Annotated in this window: 13 protein-coding genes; 11 read left to right on the forward strand and 2 right to left on the reverse strand. The window is 70.3% G+C overall.

All coding sequences use genetic code 11. The features are described from left to right. Positions 1-120: 120 nt before the first annotated feature. The 3 genes from ACZ3I4_RS33105 to ACZ3I4_RS33115 all read left to right on the forward strand — a co-directional run bounded on the left by ACZ3I4_RS33105 (position 121) and on the right by ACZ3I4_RS33115 (position 6,310). On the forward strand, positions 121-4,308 hold the full coding sequence (locus ACZ3I4_RS33105; RefSeq protein ID WP_465385991.1) for a GH92 family glycosyl hydrolase: 4,188 nt from the start codon (positions 121-123) through the stop codon (positions 4,306-4,308). Positions 4,309-4,362: 54 nt separating this feature from the next. After that, on the forward strand, positions 4,363-5,430 hold the full coding sequence (locus ACZ3I4_RS33110) for a DNA glycosylase AlkZ-like family protein (protein ID WP_465385992.1): 1,068 nt from the start codon (positions 4,363-4,365) through the stop codon (positions 5,428-5,430). Positions 5,431-5,575: 145 nt separating this feature from the next. Next, positions 5,576-6,310: a S1 family peptidase gene (locus tag ACZ3I4_RS33115; protein ID WP_465385993.1), complete on the forward strand. Its 735-nt coding sequence runs from the start codon at positions 5,576-5,578 to the stop codon at positions 6,308-6,310. A 211-nt stretch (positions 6,311-6,521) separates the two neighbouring features. Here ACZ3I4_RS33115 and ACZ3I4_RS33120 read toward each other — a convergent pair whose 3' ends face one another. Then, positions 6,522-7,280, reverse strand: coding sequence for a phytanoyl-CoA dioxygenase family protein (locus ACZ3I4_RS33120; RefSeq protein WP_465385994.1), 759 nt, complete (start codon positions 7,278-7,280; stop codon positions 6,522-6,524). A gap of 52 nt (positions 7,281-7,332) precedes the next feature. Here ACZ3I4_RS33120 and ACZ3I4_RS33125 point away from each other — a divergent pair, with 52 nt between their 5' ends. The 7 genes from ACZ3I4_RS33125 to ACZ3I4_RS33155 all read left to right on the forward strand — a co-directional run bounded on the left by ACZ3I4_RS33125 (position 7,333) and on the right by ACZ3I4_RS33155 (position 14,108). Continuing rightward, positions 7,333-7,767 (forward strand): VOC family protein, encoded by a 435-nt coding sequence (locus tag ACZ3I4_RS33125; RefSeq protein WP_465385995.1) that lies wholly within the window; start codon positions 7,333-7,335, stop codon positions 7,765-7,767. A gap of 155 nt (positions 7,768-7,922) precedes the next feature. Continuing rightward, positions 7,923-9,959, forward strand: coding sequence for an NAD(+) synthase (locus ACZ3I4_RS33130; RefSeq protein WP_465385996.1), 2,037 nt, complete (start codon positions 7,923-7,925; stop codon positions 9,957-9,959). A gap of 70 nt (positions 9,960-10,029) precedes the next feature. Beyond that, positions 10,030-11,310: a serine hydrolase domain-containing protein gene (locus ACZ3I4_RS33135; RefSeq protein WP_465385997.1), complete on the forward strand. Its 1,281-nt coding sequence runs from the start codon at positions 10,030-10,032 to the stop codon at positions 11,308-11,310. Then, positions 11,307-12,194 carry a sensor histidine kinase gene (locus tag ACZ3I4_RS33140; protein ID WP_465385998.1) on the forward strand — a complete coding sequence of 296 codons (888 nt, stop codon included), beginning with the start codon at positions 11,307-11,309 and terminating at the stop codon, positions 12,192-12,194. Before ACZ3I4_RS33135 ends, ACZ3I4_RS33140 begins: the two co-directional genes overlap by 4 nt. Next, positions 12,191-12,841, forward strand: a complete 651-nt coding sequence (locus ACZ3I4_RS33145; RefSeq protein ID WP_465385999.1) for a response regulator — start codon at positions 12,191-12,193, stop codon at positions 12,839-12,841. Before ACZ3I4_RS33140 ends, ACZ3I4_RS33145 begins: the two co-directional genes overlap by 4 nt. 104 nt (positions 12,842-12,945) lie before the next feature. Further along, positions 12,946-13,311, forward strand: a complete 366-nt coding sequence (locus ACZ3I4_RS33150; RefSeq protein WP_465386000.1) for a YciI family protein — start codon at positions 12,946-12,948, stop codon at positions 13,309-13,311. A 107-nt stretch (positions 13,312-13,418) separates the two neighbouring features. Further along, complete coding sequence (locus tag ACZ3I4_RS33155; RefSeq protein WP_465386001.1) at positions 13,419-14,108, forward strand: SprT-like domain-containing protein; 690 nt, start codon at positions 13,419-13,421, stop codon at positions 14,106-14,108. On the opposite strand, the gene ACZ3I4_RS33160 is transcribed toward ACZ3I4_RS33155, so the two are convergent. Next, positions 14,071-14,973 carry a helix-turn-helix transcriptional regulator gene (locus ACZ3I4_RS33160; RefSeq protein WP_465386002.1) on the reverse strand — a complete coding sequence of 301 codons (903 nt, stop codon included), beginning with the start codon at positions 14,971-14,973 and terminating at the stop codon, positions 14,071-14,073. The genes ACZ3I4_RS33155 and ACZ3I4_RS33160 overlap by 38 nt on opposite strands. 120 nt (positions 14,974-15,093) lie before the next feature. Between ACZ3I4_RS33160 and ACZ3I4_RS33165 the strand changes: the two genes are divergently transcribed. After that, complete coding sequence (locus tag ACZ3I4_RS33165) at positions 15,094-15,888, forward strand: SDR family oxidoreductase (RefSeq protein ID WP_465386003.1); 795 nt, start codon at positions 15,094-15,096, stop codon at positions 15,886-15,888.

Here is a 15,888-nt window from a genome sequence, read left to right on the forward strand (position 1 = left end):
GGGGGCATTGACATCGATGTCAGTCGCTGCGCGATTGTGTTCGATCCGCTCTTGCCCATCGATTGATTTACGAGTAACGATGTGTCGCGCACGTTACGTGAGTTGATCGGAGGAGGGCGGATGCGCCGACCACGGTGGATAGTCGCGACAGTGCCCCTGGCCATGGCAGGAACGATGCTGATGGGGGCGCCGGCACACGCGGCGGCGCCGGAGTTCGCGTCCTCGTTCGAGGCGGGGCAGCCGCAGCCCGACTGGGCCGACACGACGGATCGAGCGAGCGGGGTCGACGGCAGCGTGACCGTCGGCATGCCGGGCAGCCTGCGCGGCAACGTCACCGCGGTCGCGGTCAACGCCGAGCCGAACGGGAACGAGGGCGGCGGCAACCTCAATGACGGCGATGCCGCGACCAAGTGGCTGGTCGACACCCCGGCGAGCTGGGCCCAGTACACGCTGGACGCGCCCAAGGAGGTCGTCAAGTATGCGCTGACCAGCGCCAACGACGCCCCGGAGCGGGATCCGAAGGACTGGACGCTCGAGGGCTCGGCCGACGGTCAGAGCTGGACGACGGTCGACACCCGGCAGGGGCAGACCTTCACCGAGCGGTTCCAGACCAAGACGTACGAGGTGGGCAGCCCGGCGAGCTTCAAGATCTATCGCCTGAGCATCAGCGCGCACGGCAGCGGCAATCTGACCCAGCTCGCCGACCTGGAGCTGGCTGACGCCAACACCACGCCGCCGCCGACCGGGCCGATGCAGAGCCGGATCGGCAACGGCCCGGCCAGTTCTCCGACGGCCAAGGCGAACGCGGGCTACACGGGCCTCAAAGCGTTCCAGATCGCGGGCCGGCACACCGCCGAGGGCCGGGCGTACGCGTACAACAAGGTCTTCGACGTGAACATCGCGGTGACCGGCGAATCCGAGTTGTCGTACCTGGTGTTCCCCGAGTTCAACCGGACCGATCTGAGCAACCCGGCCACGTATGCCGCGGTCGATCTGGCCTTCACGGACGGGACCTATCTGTCCGGCCTGAAGGCCAAGGACCAGCACGGCGCCGAGCTGAGCCCCACCGGGCAGGGTAAGAGCAAGACCCTTTACACCAGCCAGTGGAACTTCAAGAAGGCCCGGATCGGTCAGGTCGCCCAGGGCAAGACCATCGACCGCATCCTCGTCGGTTACGACAAGCCGAGCGGCCCCACCAGCTTCCGCACCTGGTTCGACGACATCTCGATCGGCCAGGCCACCCCGGCCGGGCCGAGAGCACACCTTTCCGAGTACGCCGACACGCGCCGCGGCACGCAGTCGTCGGGTGACTTCTCGCGGGGCAACAACTTCCCCGCCACCGCCGTGCCGCACGGCTTCAACTTCTGGACGCCGGTGACCGACGCCGGCTCGACCAGCTGGCTCTACCAGTGGTCGCGGCAGAACAACGCCGACAACAAGCCGACGATCCAGGCGTTCTCGGCCAGCCACGAGCCCAGCCCGTGGATGGGTGACCGGCAGACGTTCCAGGTGATGCCGTCGACCGGGCTCGACCCGGCCCGCGCCGCCCGGGCGCTGCCGTTCAGCCACGACAACGAGGTGGCCAAGCCGTACTACTACGGCGTCACCTTCGACAACGGGCTCAAGACCGAGTTCGCGCCCTCCGATCACGCGGCGCTGTTCAAGTTCACCTTCCCCCAGGACGCGGGCAACCTGATCCTGGACAACGTCAACAACAACGCCGGCCTGACCATCGACGCGGCCAACAACGCGATCAGCGGCTGGTCCGATGTCAACAGCGGTGGCCTGTCGGCCGGCTGGACCCGGATGTTCGTGTACGCCACGTTCGACTCGGACGTGACCGGCAGCGGCTCGCTGGCCTCGGGCAACCGGCCGGCCACCGGCTATGTCAGCTTCGGCGACAAGACCGTGCACATGCGGATCGCCACCTCGCTGATCAGCGTGGCCCAGGCCAAGCACAACCTGGACCTGGAGATCGGGGCGGGCGCGACGCTGGAGTCGGTGCGTGACAACGCCCGCAAGCTGTGGGACGCCAAGATGAAGACGATCGAGGTCGAGGGCGCGTCCGAGGACCAGCTCGTCACGCTCTACTCGAACCTGTACCGGCTGTTCCTCTATCCGAACTCGGCCTTCGAGAACACGGGCACCGCCGAGGCGCCGGCCTACAAGCACACCGTGCAGTCGGCGGTGACGAGCCCGGCGAGCACGCCGACCGAGACCGGGGCACCGGTCAAGGACGGCAAGGTGTACGTCAACAACGGGTTCTGGGACACGTACCGCACCACCTGGCCGGCGTACTCGCTGCTGACGCCGAAGATGGCGGGCGAGATGGTCGACGGGTTCGTCCAGCAGTACCGGGACGGCGGGTGGATCTCCCGCTGGTCGTCGCCGGGCTACGCGAACCTGATGGTCGGCACCAGCTCGGATGTCGCGTTCGCCGACGCGTACCGCAAGGGTGTGAAGGGTTTTGACGTCGAGGAGGCCTATGCCGCGGCGGTGAAGAACGCCACGGTGACGCCGCCCAACCAGAACGTGGGCCGCAAGGGGCTGGCAACGTCGATCTTCAAGGGCTACACGCCCAGCGACGTCACCGGCGAGGCCATGAGCTGGGCCATGGACGGTTACATCAACGACTTCGGCATCGCCAACATGGCTTCGGCGCTGGCCGAGAAGACCGGGCAGAAGCGGTACGCCGAGGAGGCCGAGTACTTCCGCAACCGGGCGCTCAACTACGTCAGCATGTTCGACAAGTCGGTCGGCTTCTTCCAGGGCAAGAACTCGGCCGGGGTGTGGCGGCAGACGCCGGAGAACTACGACCCGCGCGTCTGGGGCTACGACTACACCGAGACGAACGGCTGGAACATGGCGTTCCACGTGCCGCAGGACGGGCAGGGGCTGGCCAACCTGTACGGCGGGAAGAAGGGGCTGGCCGACAAGCTCGACGAGTTCTTCGCGACGCCCGAGACGGCCACCTTCCCCGGCTCGTACGGGGGAACGATCCACGAGATGCTCGAGGCGCGCGACGTCCGGATGGGCCAGTACGGCCACAGCAACCAGCCGTCGCACCACATCATCTACATGTACGACTACGCCGGTCAGCCCGCGAAGACCCAGAAGCTCGCCCGCGAGGCGCTGTCCCGGCTCTATCTGGGCAGCGAGATCGGGCAGGGCTACCCCGGCGACGAGGACAACGGCGAGATGTCGGCGTGGCAGGTGTTCTCGGCGCTCGGCTTCTACCCGCTGCAGATGGGCTCACCGGCGTACGCGGTCGGGTCTCCGCTCTTCAAGAAGGCGACCGTCAACCTGGAGAACGGCAAGAAGATCGTCATCAACGCCCCGGCCAACTCGGACGCCAACGTCTACGTGCAGAACCTGAAGATCAACGGCAAGACGGCCGGTACGTCGATCCCGCACTCGGTGCTGGCCGACGGCGCGGTGCTCGACTTCAAGATGGGTCCGGAGCCGTCGTCGTGGGGCGCCGGCTCGCCGCCGCCGTCGATCACCAAGGGCAGCGCGCCTCCCAGCCCGCTGCGCGACCTGACCGGGCCCGGCCAGGGCACCGCCTCGGCGCCCACGCTGGTCGACGACACCAGCACGACGCAGGGCACCGGGCCCTTCACCTATGAGTTCGCGAGCGCCGGCGAGCAGGCCACGTACTACACGCTGACGTCCGGGGCCACGGCCGGCGCCGACCCGTCGTCGTGGACCGTGCGCGGCTCGTACGACGGCACGACGTGGACGACGATCGACACGCGTTCCGGGCAGAAGTTCGACTGGCGGCAGCAGACCCGGCCGTTCAAGATCGCGTCGCCGGGCCGCTACAAGCACTACTCGATCGTCCTCGAGGGCGGCCTGGCCGAGATCGAGCTGCTCGGCCGACCGGCTCCGGCCTGCACGACGACCATCTCGGACCAGGTGTCGGGGGCGCTCACGGTCAGCTCCGGCGTCACCTGCCTGGCTCCTGGTTCGAGCGTCAAGGGCCTGGTCGCCGTACGGAACGGGGCGTCGCTGTATGCCACCGGGGCGACCCTGAAGGCGGCGCTGACGGCGACCGGCGCGGGAACGATCTCGCTGCTCGGCAGCAACGTGACCGGGGCCGTCACGGCCACCGGCTCCGGTCCGGTGGCGATCGAGAATTCGACCGTCCGCGGGTTCGTCACGCTGACCGCCGGCCAGTCCTCGACGGTCGTCGCCGGCAACACCATCAACGGCGCGTTGACCTGCGTGGGCAACAAGCCGGCGCCGGTCGACAACGGTCTGCGCAATGCGGGCACGGGCCTGCGACTGGGGCAGTGCTCGAAGCTCTGACCGGAAGGGGCGGCAGGGTCACCTGCCGCCCCTTCGCTGAGTACCGTGGTGACCATGTCGGACGTGACCCTCACGCTGACCCGGGAGCAGGCGCGGCGAATCGCCGTACAGGCACAGCTTCTGGCTCTTCCCCGCCCCTCCTCGGCCGACGACGTGATCGAACGGCTGACGTTCCTGCAGTACGACCAGACCGCGGCCGTCGCCTGCAGTCATGACCTGATCCTGTGGAGCCGGTTGGGCTCGGCGTACCAGCCCTCTTCGCTCGCCGCCGGCCTGGCCGACCGCACATACGTCGGGTTGCGCGGCCTGATCCGCCCCAGCTCCGACATCCCGTTGTTCCGAGCCGAGATGGCGGCCCACCTGGCGCCCGACTCGCAGTTCGGCACGGCCGGCGCCCAGCACTGGGTCGACGCCAACGACCGCTTCCGGCGGGACGTGCTAGACCTGCTCGACCGCGACGGCCCCCTCCCTCAGTCGCACATCCCGGACACCGCGCAGGTGCCGTGGGGCTCGTCGGGCTGGAACAACAACCGCAACGTCGGGATGATGCTGGAGTGCCTGGTCGTGCGGGGTGAGATCGCCCTGGCCGACCGCGACGGCCGCGACCGCATGTGGGATCTGGCCCATCGCGTCTACCCGTCCGAGGTGGTGCCCCTGGAGGAGGCGCTGCGCCTGCGGGCCGCCCGGTTGCTGCGGTCGCTGGGCATCGCCCGCAAAATCGATGCCGGGGTGGAAGCCAGGATCGAGGGCGTACGCGGGGTGTGGCGGGTCGATCCCGACCGGCTGAACCGCCCGTTCGAGGGCCGCACGGCGCTGCTGTCCCCGCTGGACCGCCTGATCTTCGACCGCAAGCGGATGCTCGAACTGTTCGAGTTCGACTACAACCTGGAAATGTACAAGCCGCCGGCCGCGCGACGCTGGGGCTACTGGGCCATGCCGATCCTGCACCACGACCGCCTGATCGGAAAACTGGACGCCACCGCCGACCGCAAACAGGGCGTCCTGCATGTCGACGCCATCCACGAGGACGCGCCGTTCACCCGCGCGATCAGCCGGGCCGTCCACGCCGAGATCCAGGACCTGGCCCGCTGGCTGGGCCTGGGCCTCGACCTGCCCGCCTGAGGCGTCCTCCTGCTCAGTGCGCACACGGCCCATCATGCGGGCGGTAGGCCCCATCTGACATGTATCGATGCCTGTCTATCTAGAGCTACGGTGTGGCCGGGCAACCGGCCCAGCGTCATCCCTCCGGCCAGACAGGACGATCCTCATGCGCCTTGCTCGGACACTGCTCACCGCCGCGAGTGTGCTCGCCGCGGGTCTGCTCTCCCCGGCGGCCGCGGTCGCCGCGCCCGCCGGCGATCCCGGCCCCTCGGTGGTCGGCGGTCAGCAGGCCACGGAGAACTACCCGTTCATGGTCTACACGTCGGGCTGCACCGGCTCGCTGATCAAGGCGAACTGGGTGGTCACGGCCAAGCACTGCCCCACCCCTTCCTCCGTACGGGTGGGGAGCATCAACCGCAGCAGCGGCGGGACCGTGGTGTCGGTGCGGCGGGCGGTCAGCCATCCGCGCATCGATGTGAAGCTGTTCGAGCTGGCCTCGTCGGTGAGTTACGCGCCGGCGCCAATTCCCACCGCGTCGGGCGCGGTCGGCACGGCCACCCGGATCATCGGGTGGGGTCAGACCTGCGCGCCGCGCGGGTGTGGATCGTCGCCGACCGTCGCGCACCAGCTGGACACTTCGATCGTTGCCGACAGCCGGTGCGGCGGCATCGACGCGGCCTACGAGATCTGCACCAACAACACCGGCGGCGTGGCCGGGGCCTGCTACGGCGACTCGGGCGGGCCGCAGGTGCGGTCGGTCAGCGGGCGCTGGAACCTGATCGGCGTGACCAGCCGGGCCGGCAACAACAGCTCGACCTGCGCCACGGCGCCGTCCATCTATGGCGACCTGCCGTCGATCCGCGCCTGGGTGAACACGCAGGTCGGCGGTCTTCCGGCCTGACGCACGCGGCACCGCGGCCCGGCGCACCTCTCGAGCCGGGCCGCCACGCCACGCATCCTGTCGCGCCCCCGAGCCGGGCCGCCACGCCACGCCACGCATCCTGTCCCGCCCCCGAGCCGGGCCGCCACGCCGCGTATCCCGCCCGGCGCGGCCGGCGGCACCGCCGCGCTTTCGCGGACGCCGTGAGGGCGGCTGGCGGCCACGAACTCGGTCACGCAGCGCGCAGCGCCTGCCGGATGGTGCGGCCGATGGGCCCGTCGTTGTTCTCGTACGGCCGCTGCATGTGCTCGTCGGTGGGCGAGATGCACGGCTGGGCCAGGAATCGGGGCCGCGTGCCGTGATGCGGCTGGGCCGCGTGCACCAGGAACGGATGGCAGATGAACACGTCACCGGCCCGGCCCGTGGCCAGGGCGACCGGCCGGTGCGTCGACGCGGCGTCCACCTCGGGCGACAGCACGTCGCCGGAGGCGCCCCGGTCGCCGTGGCGGCGCAGCACCGGGGGCACGTCCATGTGGGAGCCGACCCGGATGCGGGTCGGCGCGCTGTCCTCGTCGACGTCGGTGAACAGGAACAGCATCAGCAAGGCCCGGCAGCTGGAATGGACATTGGTGAAGTACGACGTCTCGCCGGCCGGCATGTAGGCGCCCTCGATGTGCCACCCGGTGTCGTCCGGTTCCTCGGAGTGCGGGAACCGCAGCGGAAAGGCCCCCATCTCGTTCCGCGGTTGCCAGCGGCCCGGACCGACCACCAGATCGAGGGCGTCGACGAGCACCGGCATGTTCGCGGCCCGGGCGAACGGGGGCTGCGCCATGTTGCTCACCCAGTGAACCGGCCGGGTCCAGGTGCGGGGATCGCCGGGTTCGGCGTCGATCTGCTGCCACAGCAGGCTCGCGCAGGCCTCGGTCACGGCGGCGGGGACGGCCTGCTCGACCCGGACGAAGCCGTCCCGGACGAAAGCGTCGACATCCATGCCCCGAGACTGGCTCGTCAGCGCGGGGCGGGCAACCGATTACGGTAGGGCCATGGCTTCGATCAAGGAGTTCCAAGTCACGTTCGACTGCGCCGAGCCCGAGCGGGTGGCCCGGTTCTGGTGCGAGGTTCTGGGGTACGTCGTGCCGCCGGCGCCGCGCGGATTCGAGAGCTGGACGGCCTACGACCGCGCGCAGCCGCCCGAGCGGCAGGGGGCGGCGTTCGCCTGCGTGGACCCGAACGGCGTGGGGCCGCGGCTGTTCTTCCAGCGGGTCCCCGAGGGCAAGGCCGTCAAGAACCGGGTGCATCTCGACGTGCGGGTCGGCACCGGGCTGGTCGGTCAGGAACGGCTCGACGCGCTCGAGGCGGAGTGCGCGCGGCTGGTCGCGCTGGGTGCGAAGCGGGGGCAGCTGCTGGTGGCCGACGGCGTGAACGAGTCGTGTCAGAACATGCAGGACGTCGAGGGCAACGAGTTCTGCCTGGACTGAGCACCATCCCGGTCGTGCGCTACGGCCCGGACCACCGCTGAAGCTCGCAGGCACCCCCGGTTCGGGTCGGCTGCGGTTGTGGCGGTGGTGACGGCGTACGGGAAAGGGGTGGGGGTTGGCAGGACAGACCGCGGGGGCTTGACCATGATGTAGTGGTGAACTTCCGGTCGATTTATCAGCACGGGTTCGCGCGCGTGGCCGCGTGCACCAATCACGCTGTCGTGGGTGATCCCGCGGCCAATGCGGCGGCGATTTTGAGCATCGCTCGCGAATGTTCGGAACAGGGGGTGGCCGTCGCGCTCTTTCCGGAGCTGGGGCTCTGCGGATATTCGATCGAGGACCTGCTGATGCAGGACGTGCTGCTCGACGAGGTGCTCGCGGGGCTGCGGACGGTGGTCGACGGGTCGGCCGAGCTGCTGCCGATGCTGGTGGTGGGGGCGCCGCTGCTGCATCGGAACCGCATTTACAACTGCGCGGTCGTGATTCATCGCGGTCGCATTCTGGGGATCGCGCCGAAGTCGTATCTGCCGAACTATCGCGAGTTCTACGAGAAGCGGCAGATCGCGGCCGGGGACGACGAGCGCGGCGGCTATTACGCCGGCGACATTCCCTTCGGTACGGATCTGCTGTTCGCGGCGGACGACGTGCCGGGGCTCGTGGTGCACGCCGAGATCTGCGAGGACATGTGGGTGCCGATCCCGCCCAGCGCCGAGGCCGCGCTGGCCGGGGCGACCGTGCTGCTCAACTTGTCGGGCAGTCCGATCACGGTGGGCCGGGCCGAGGACAGGCGGCTGCTGTGCAAGTCGGCGTCGTCGCGCTGCCTGGCCGCGTACGTGTACGCCGCCGCCGGGCTGGGTGAGTCGACGACCGACCTGTCGTGGGACGGGCAGACCATGGTCTACGAGAACGGGGTGCTGCTGGCCGAGACCGACCGGTTCCCGCTGGACGACCGGATGGCGATCGCCGACGTCGACCTCGATCTGCTGCGGCAGGAACGGCTGCGGATGGGGTCGTTCGACGACAACCGGCGCACCCACGAGGACCGCACCGGCGGGTTCCGGCACGTCCGGTTCCGGCTCGACGCCCCCGCCGGGGATCTGGGGCTGCGGCGCCGGATCGAGCGCTACCCGTTCGTGCCGGCCGACGTGGCCCGGCTCGCGCTGGACTGCTACGAGGCGTACAACATCCAGGTCGCCGGTCTGCAGCAGCGACTGGCGTCGATCGGCAACCCGAGGGTCGTGATCGGCGTCTCGGGCGGCCTCGACTCGACCCACGCGCTGATCGTGGCCGCGCGGGCGATGGACCGGGCCGGGCGGCCGCGCAGCGACATCCTCGCGTTCACCATGCCCGGCTTCGCGACCAGCACGAACACCAAGGACAACGCGCACCGGCTGATGCGGTCGCTGGGCGTGACGGCGGCCGAGCTCGACATCACGGCGACGGCCAAGCTGATGCTGTCCGAGATGGGGCACCCGTTCGCGTCGGGTCAGCCGGTCTACGACATCACGTTCGAGAACGTGCAGGCCGGGCTGCGCACCGACTACCTGTTCCGGCTGGCCAACCAGCGCGGCGGCATCGTGCTCGGCACGGGTGACCTGTCCGAGCTGGCGCTGGGCTGGTGCACGTACGGGGTCGGCGACCAGATGAGCCACTACAACGTCAACGGTGGCGTGCCCAAGACGCTGATGCAGCACCTGATCCGCTGGGTCGTCTCCGAGAAGATCTTCGACGACGAGGTGGGCTCGGTGCTGACCGCCGTGCTCGACACCGAGATCAGCCCCGAGCTGGTGCCGGGGGCCGAGCTGCAGTCGACCGAGAGCACCATCGGCCCGTACGCCCTGCACGACTTCGCGCTGTTCCACGTGCTCCGCTACGGCATGCGCCCGTCGAAGATCGGCTTCATGGCCTGGCACGCATGGCGGGACGCGGAGGCCGGGGCCTGGCCGCCGAACTTCCCCGAGCCCAAGCGGGTGGCCTACGACCTGCCCGAGATTCGACACTGGCTGGAGACGTTCTGCCGCCGGTTCTTCGCGTTCGCCCAGTTCAAGCGGTCGGCCATGCCCAACGGGCCGAAGGTGTCGGCGGGCGGTTCGCTGTCCCCGCGCGGCGACTGGCGGGCGCCCTCGGACGGGAACGCCAACGCGTGGCTGCGCGACATCGAACGCTGGGACGCGGTGGACGCCTGGAAGTAGGACTTTCGTCGGGGGTGAGGAGCGACGATCGCCAGGAGAATCGGCGGCCGCGGATTCCTAGTTTCGATCCGTGCTGAAAATTCTCCTGGCTGCGCTCCTCGCCGTCCCGGCTCCGGCTTCCTCCTTCGACGACTATCTGCACGACGCGTTCGCCTCGGCCGGGCTGCCGGGGATGTCGGCGGTGGTGACCCACGGCGACGAGATCGTGTACGCGGGCGGGTTCGGTGGCGCCGTCACCGCCGATACCCCGATGCGGGTGGCCTCGCTGAGCAAGTCGTTCACCTCGGCCGCGGTCCAGAGCCTGGTCGACGAGCGCCGGGTCGATCTGGACCAGCCGGTCGCCGGTTACCTGCCGGAGTTCCGGATGGCCGACGACCGGGCGGGCCGGATCACCGTGCGGCAGTTGCTGGACCAGACGTCCGGGCTGTCCGACCGTACGGTCGACATCGGCGCGACCCAGCGGGCGACGGACCTCACGGGATATGTGGCCGCGCTGCGGGACGGCCGGTTGACCGGCGAGCCGGGGGCCCGCTACGAGTACTGCAACGTCAACTTCGATCTCGCGGCGCGGCTGGTCGAGGTCGTCGACGGCCGGTCCTTCCCCGACGCCATGCGGGCCCGGGTGTTCGCGCCGCTCGGCATGAACGCGAGTGCCGTGGGGTCGCGTCCGCCGGACGGGTTCGTCTCGCTCTTCGGCGCCTGGGTGCCGCGGGCCGAGCTGCCCGGGTTCCGGGGCGGGGCCGGCGGGGTGGTCACCACGGCGTCGGACATGGGCCGCTGGCTGATCAGCCGGGCCGAACGGACACCGCGGACACCGGGCCTGTCCTACACGATGGGCTGGGGCGAGGAGCAGGTGGGCGGCCGCACGCTGCTCGTGCACTCGGGCAACCTGTTCACCTACACGGCCGCCCAGGCAGTCGACCCAACCACCGGCTACGGCTTCGCGGTAATGACCAACAGCGCCTCGCTGTACGACGACACGTACGGCGTCCTGCTCGGTCTGGTTGCTGTGGCCGACGGCCGTACGCCCGATCTGCCCGGCGGCCAACGACAGACGACGGAGCTGGGTCTGGCCGTCGTCGCGCTGGTGTCCGTCGGTCTCGGTGTCCTGGGGGTGGTCCGGTCGCGCCGGCGTCGGCGGACCGTCCTGCGGCTCGCCTGGTTGCTGCTGCCGGTGGCGGTGTTCGTGACATGCCCGCAGTGGGTGTCGTTCCTGTCGAACGGCCGCGAAGTCACGTGGGCCCAGATGACCTATTTCCCGGCCCCGCTGACGATCACGCTCGCGTGCGTCGCGGCGGCCGGGTCGGCGACCCTCGTGGCCCGGCTGCTCCATCTAAGGTCGAGCAGGTGAGAAACGGCGCGCTGCTTGTCTTGATCGCCGGGGCGGCGGTGGCCAACGGGCTGCACATGGACCGGATCCCGGCGTGGCGGCAGGCGCTGTTCCTCGTCCTGGTGATCGCCGCCTATCTGCAAGGACGGCATTTTCCCGTACGACGGGGGTGGGTGCTGATGGCCGCCGTAGCGCTGGCGCCCGCCGGATACGCCCTCGCCGACCCGGCCGCGGGCGCCGGCGCGCTGCTGGCCCTCGGGGTGTTCGTGACACTGCCGTGGCTGGCCGGACGGTTCCGCGGTCAGCAGGCCGCCCTGGTGGCTCACCTCGAACGGGAACGGGAGTTCGTGGCCGACCGGGCCCGGCTGGTCGAACGCGCGCGGATCGCCGCCGACATGCACGACGCGCTCGGCCACGAACTGGCCCTGATCGCCCTGCGTGCGGGCGCGCTCGAGCTGGCCCCGGACATGACCGAGCGCAACCGGGAGGCGGCCGCGCAGCTCCGCGCCTCGACGGTCGTGGCCGCGGACCGGTTACGCCACACCGTGACCGGGATGCGGGACGCGCCCTTGGACGCGCTCATCGGCCGGGCCCGGGACGCGGGGATGACCGTACGGGTGACGGGCCCAGCGCCGGCCAACCGGCATGTGCACCGAGTCGTGCAGGAGGCGCTCACCAACGCGGCCCGCCACGCGCCCGGGGCCGAAGTGGACATTGTCTTTACCGGCGACACCGTGACCGTCCGGAATCCGGTGCCGCGGCCGGCCCGGCGGTCCTCGGAGGCGGGCAGCGGGATCGCCGGTCTGCGGGAGTATGTCGGGGCTGTAGGAGGCGTCCTGACCGTGGAGGCCGGGGACACGTTCACGTTGACCGCTCACCTGCCTCCGGCCGGGGTGTCGCCGTGATCAGGGTGGTGCTCGCGGACGACGAGCCGGCGATCCGGATCGGCGTAGCGGCCATCCTGACCACCGATCCGGAGATCGAGGTGGTGGGCGAGGCCGCCGACGGGCACGAGGCGATCGAGCTGGTCCGCCGGCACCGGCCGGACCTCGCGCTGCTGGACGTTCGCATGCCCCGCCTCGGCGGCCTGCCCGCGGCGGCCGAGCTGGCCACCGTGGCGCCGGACGTGGCCGTGGTCATGCTGACCACATTCGACGAGGACGAGTACGTGGCCGAAGCCCTCGCCGTCGGCGCGGCCGGTTTCCTGCTCAAGGCGGCCGACCCGCGCGAGCTCCTCCTCGGGGTCCGGTCGGTGGCCGACGGCGCCGCCTTTCTGTCCCCGCGGATCGCCCAGCGGGTCATCACCAAGCTGGGCGACGGCCTCGTACGCTCCCGGGCCGCCCAGGCGCAGGTGTCGCGGCTGACCAACCGTGAGCGCGAGGTGCTGGCCCTCGTCGGGCGGGGCCTGTCGAACCAGGAGATCGGCCGGTCGTTGTCGCTCGCCGAGGGCACGGTGAAGGCCCACGTGAGCGCCATCCTGCTGCGGCTGGCCCTGAACAACCGGGTGCAGGCGGCCGTCCTGGCGTACGAGGCCGGGCTGGTCTTCCCGTAACCGAGGCCGGAGAAGTTTGCGGCGCGGCGTCGGATCCGGGGCGGCTCGTTCGTAGAACGGTCGAGAGGCGGCCGGACCGGGCCGCCGGACGAGGGAGTCGTGAGATGGCGCGGTATCTGATTTCGTTCGATTCGGGAGCGATGGACCACATCACCGCGGAGGAGCTGCCCGAGGTGGGCCGGGCGGCGAGCGCGGCGGTCCAGGAGATCGTGGACGCCGACGTGTTCGTGTTCGGCGGCGGCCTGGAAAGCCGGCGGGCGAGCATCGTGTCCACCGACGGCTTGGTCACCGACGGCCCGTACCCGGAGACCAAGGAGGTCATCGGCGGCTTCGTGGTCGTCGACGTGACCGCCCGCGACGAGGCGCTGAAGTGGGCCGCCAAGATCGCCGCGGCCTGCCGCTGCGCCCAGGAGGTCCGGGAGATCGGGGCCGACCCGAGGCTGGACGAGATGCTGGCGGCGCGCGGCTGAGGCGGACGGCCGTGGTGGTCGCCACGCCGCCCCGCCGGTAAGCCCAGTCTCGTGGGGTGGCGTGGCACCATCGTCGGCGGGAACGTCGGTCGAAGGGGTAGGGCGGGTTGGAGTTCGGGGATGTCAGGGAGCTCGCCACGGGGCTGATGGACGAGCATCGGCTCGGTGGGTGGCGGCTGGTTTTCGACAATGCCAAGACCCGGGCGGGGTCGTGCCGGTCGGATCGGCGGGAGATCGCGCTGTCCCGGCCGCTGATGAGGCTGTACGACCGGGAGCAAGTGACGCAGACGGTGCTGCACGAGATCGCGCACGCGTTGGCGGGGGCGGGGCACGGGCACGACCGGAAGTGGCGGACCATCGCCCGGCGCATCGGGTACACCGGCGGGCGGTGCCTGCCGGTGGACTCGCCCAAGGTCGACGGGGACTGGGCCGGGGTGTGCGCGGCCGGGCACCGCACCACCGCGCACCGCCGGCCGGTCCGGGTGCGGTCGTGCCCGGAATGCTCGAAGACGTTCGACCTGTCGGCCCGCTACGAGTGGACGTACCAGGGGCGCCCGGCGGCCATGGATCCGCGTTACGAGGCCGAGCTGGCCCGCCTGCGCGACCGGCGGCCCGAACCCGAACCGACCCTGGTGGCGGTGGGCGAGCGGGTCCGGTTGACCGGCGCGGGAAAGTACGCCGGCCTGACCGGGACCGTCGAGAAGCGTGGGCGCAGCCGCTATCAGGTGCGTACGAGGGCGGGCCTGTTGAGCGTGGCCTTCACAGCGGCCCAACCGGTGACCGCCCCCACCGGCTAGGGCCGGTCCAGCTGCCTAGAAGATCGAGGGCCTGGCGTTCCGGTGAGCCGGGCTCGGGCGAGTAGACGTTGATGCGGAGCCCGGGGTCGGAGGGCAGATCGAGGGCTTCGTACGGCAGGGTCAGGTCGCCGAGCAGCGGGTGGCGGAGTCGCTTCACGCCGGAGCGGTTGAACTTCACGTCGTGTCTGGCCCAGCGCCGGGCGAACTCGTCGCTCTTGGTGGAGAGCTCGCCGATCAGGTCGGTCAGGCCCTTGTCCCGCGGCGAGCGGCCGGTCTCGGTGCGCAGGAAGGCGACCGAGTCGTTGGCGGCCTTCTCCCACTCGGGCCAGAAGTCGGCGGAACCCGGGTCGAGGAACACGAACCGCGCGGTGTTGACCGGACCGCGCTGCGCGAACAACGGGGATTCGTAGACCGGGGCATAGAGAGCCTGGCCGAGAGAGTTGGCGGCGACGATGTCGAACCGCCGGTTGCGGATGTAGGCCGGCAGGCCGGTCATCGCGTCGAGCATCCGCAGAATCACCGGTCGGATCCGCCCGGTCGCGGCGGGTGGCCGGCGTTCGGACGCGGTGACCGCACGGGCCAGGTCGTAGAGGTAGGCCCGCTCGGCATCGTCGAGCTGAAGTGCGTGGGACAAGGAGTCCAGCACCGAGTCCGAGGCGCCGCTCAGGTTCCCGCGTTCGAGGCGGATGTAGTAGTCGATGCTCATCCCGGCCAGCAGCGCCACTTCCTCGCGGCGCAACCCGGTCACCCGTCGGTTGGCGCCGAAGACGGGCAGCCCCGCCTGCTGGGGGGTGATGCGGGCGCGACGGGTGCTGAGGAACTCCCGCACCTCGGCGGCCCGCTCATGTCTCTCGCTGCCGGTCACGTAGCCCACCGTAGGTCGTACGCCGGTGGGCTGGGAGGTACTGCCGTTACCCGGAAGAGCGGTGACTCCCGCCCGAGCGAGACAGACGTTTGGGTGGGTGCAAAGGAGAAAGGCGGAAAAGTGGTAGTCGAACAATTCACAACGCATGCCGGGCTCTTCGATCTGAGCGGGAAGCGCGCGCTCGTCACCGGTGGCACCAGAGGCATCGGGATGATGATCGCGCGTGGCCTTCTCCAGGCGGGCGTACGCGTCGTCATCAGCTCACGTAACGCCGAAGCGTGCGCTCAGGCGCAGGAAAAGCTGTCCGAATTCGGTGAGGTGCGGGCCATCCCGGCCGACCTGTCCCGCCACGACGAGTGCCGGCGGCTGTCCGACCTCGTCACCGCCGGCTCGGAGCGTCTCGACATCCTCGTCAACAATGCGGGCGCCATCTGGGACGAGCCGCTGGCGACGTTTCCGGACGCGGCCTGGGACACGGTCGTCGACCTGAACCTCAAGTCGCCGTTCTGGCTGGTCCAGGCGCTGCTGCCCGCCCTTCGCAAGGCGGGCACCGCCGACGATCCGGCCCGGATCATCAACATCGGCAGCATCGCCGCCATTCACATCCCCCAGCGGCCCAACTATTCGTACTCCAGCAGCAAGGCCGCACTGCATCAACTCACCCGGGTGCTCGCCAAGGAACTGGGACCGCAGCACGTCACCGTGAACGCCGTGGCGCCGGGACCGTTCCCGTCGACGATGATGGCGGCCACCCTCGAAGAGCTGGGCGAGGCGATCGCGGCGGCGGCCCCGCTGCGCCGGATCGGCCGCGACGACGACATGGCGGGCGTCGCCGTGTTCCTCGCGAGCCGAGCCGGCGCCTACCTGACCGGCGCCGTGATCCCCGTCGACGGCGGCATCGCCACCACCGCGTAG

The sequence above is a fragment of the Actinoplanes sp. NPDC021490 genome (assembly GCF_055562135.1).

Bases quoted from the DNA above. Each gene is read 5' to 3' on its own strand.
- ACZ3I4_RS33115 (WP_465385993.1), top strand. From the start codon at position 5,576: ATGCGCCTTGCTCGGACACTGCTCACCGCCGCGAGTGTGCTCGCCGCG.
- ACZ3I4_RS33150 (WP_465386000.1), top strand. From the start codon at position 12,946: ATGGCGCGGTATCTGATTTCGTTCGATTCGGGAGCGATGGACCACATC.
- ACZ3I4_RS33125 (WP_465385995.1), top strand. From the start codon at position 7,333: ATGGCTTCGATCAAGGAGTTCCAAGTCACGTTCGACTGCGCCGAGCCC.
- ACZ3I4_RS33120 (WP_465385994.1), bottom strand. From the start codon at position 7,280: ATGGATGTCGACGCTTTCGTCCGGGACGGCTTCGTCCGGGTCGAGCAG.
- ACZ3I4_RS33105 (WP_465385991.1), top strand. From the start codon at position 121: ATGCGCCGACCACGGTGGATAGTCGCGACAGTGCCCCTGGCCATGGCA.
- ACZ3I4_RS33110 (WP_465385992.1), top strand. From the start codon at position 4,363: ATGTCGGACGTGACCCTCACGCTGACCCGGGAGCAGGCGCGGCGAATC.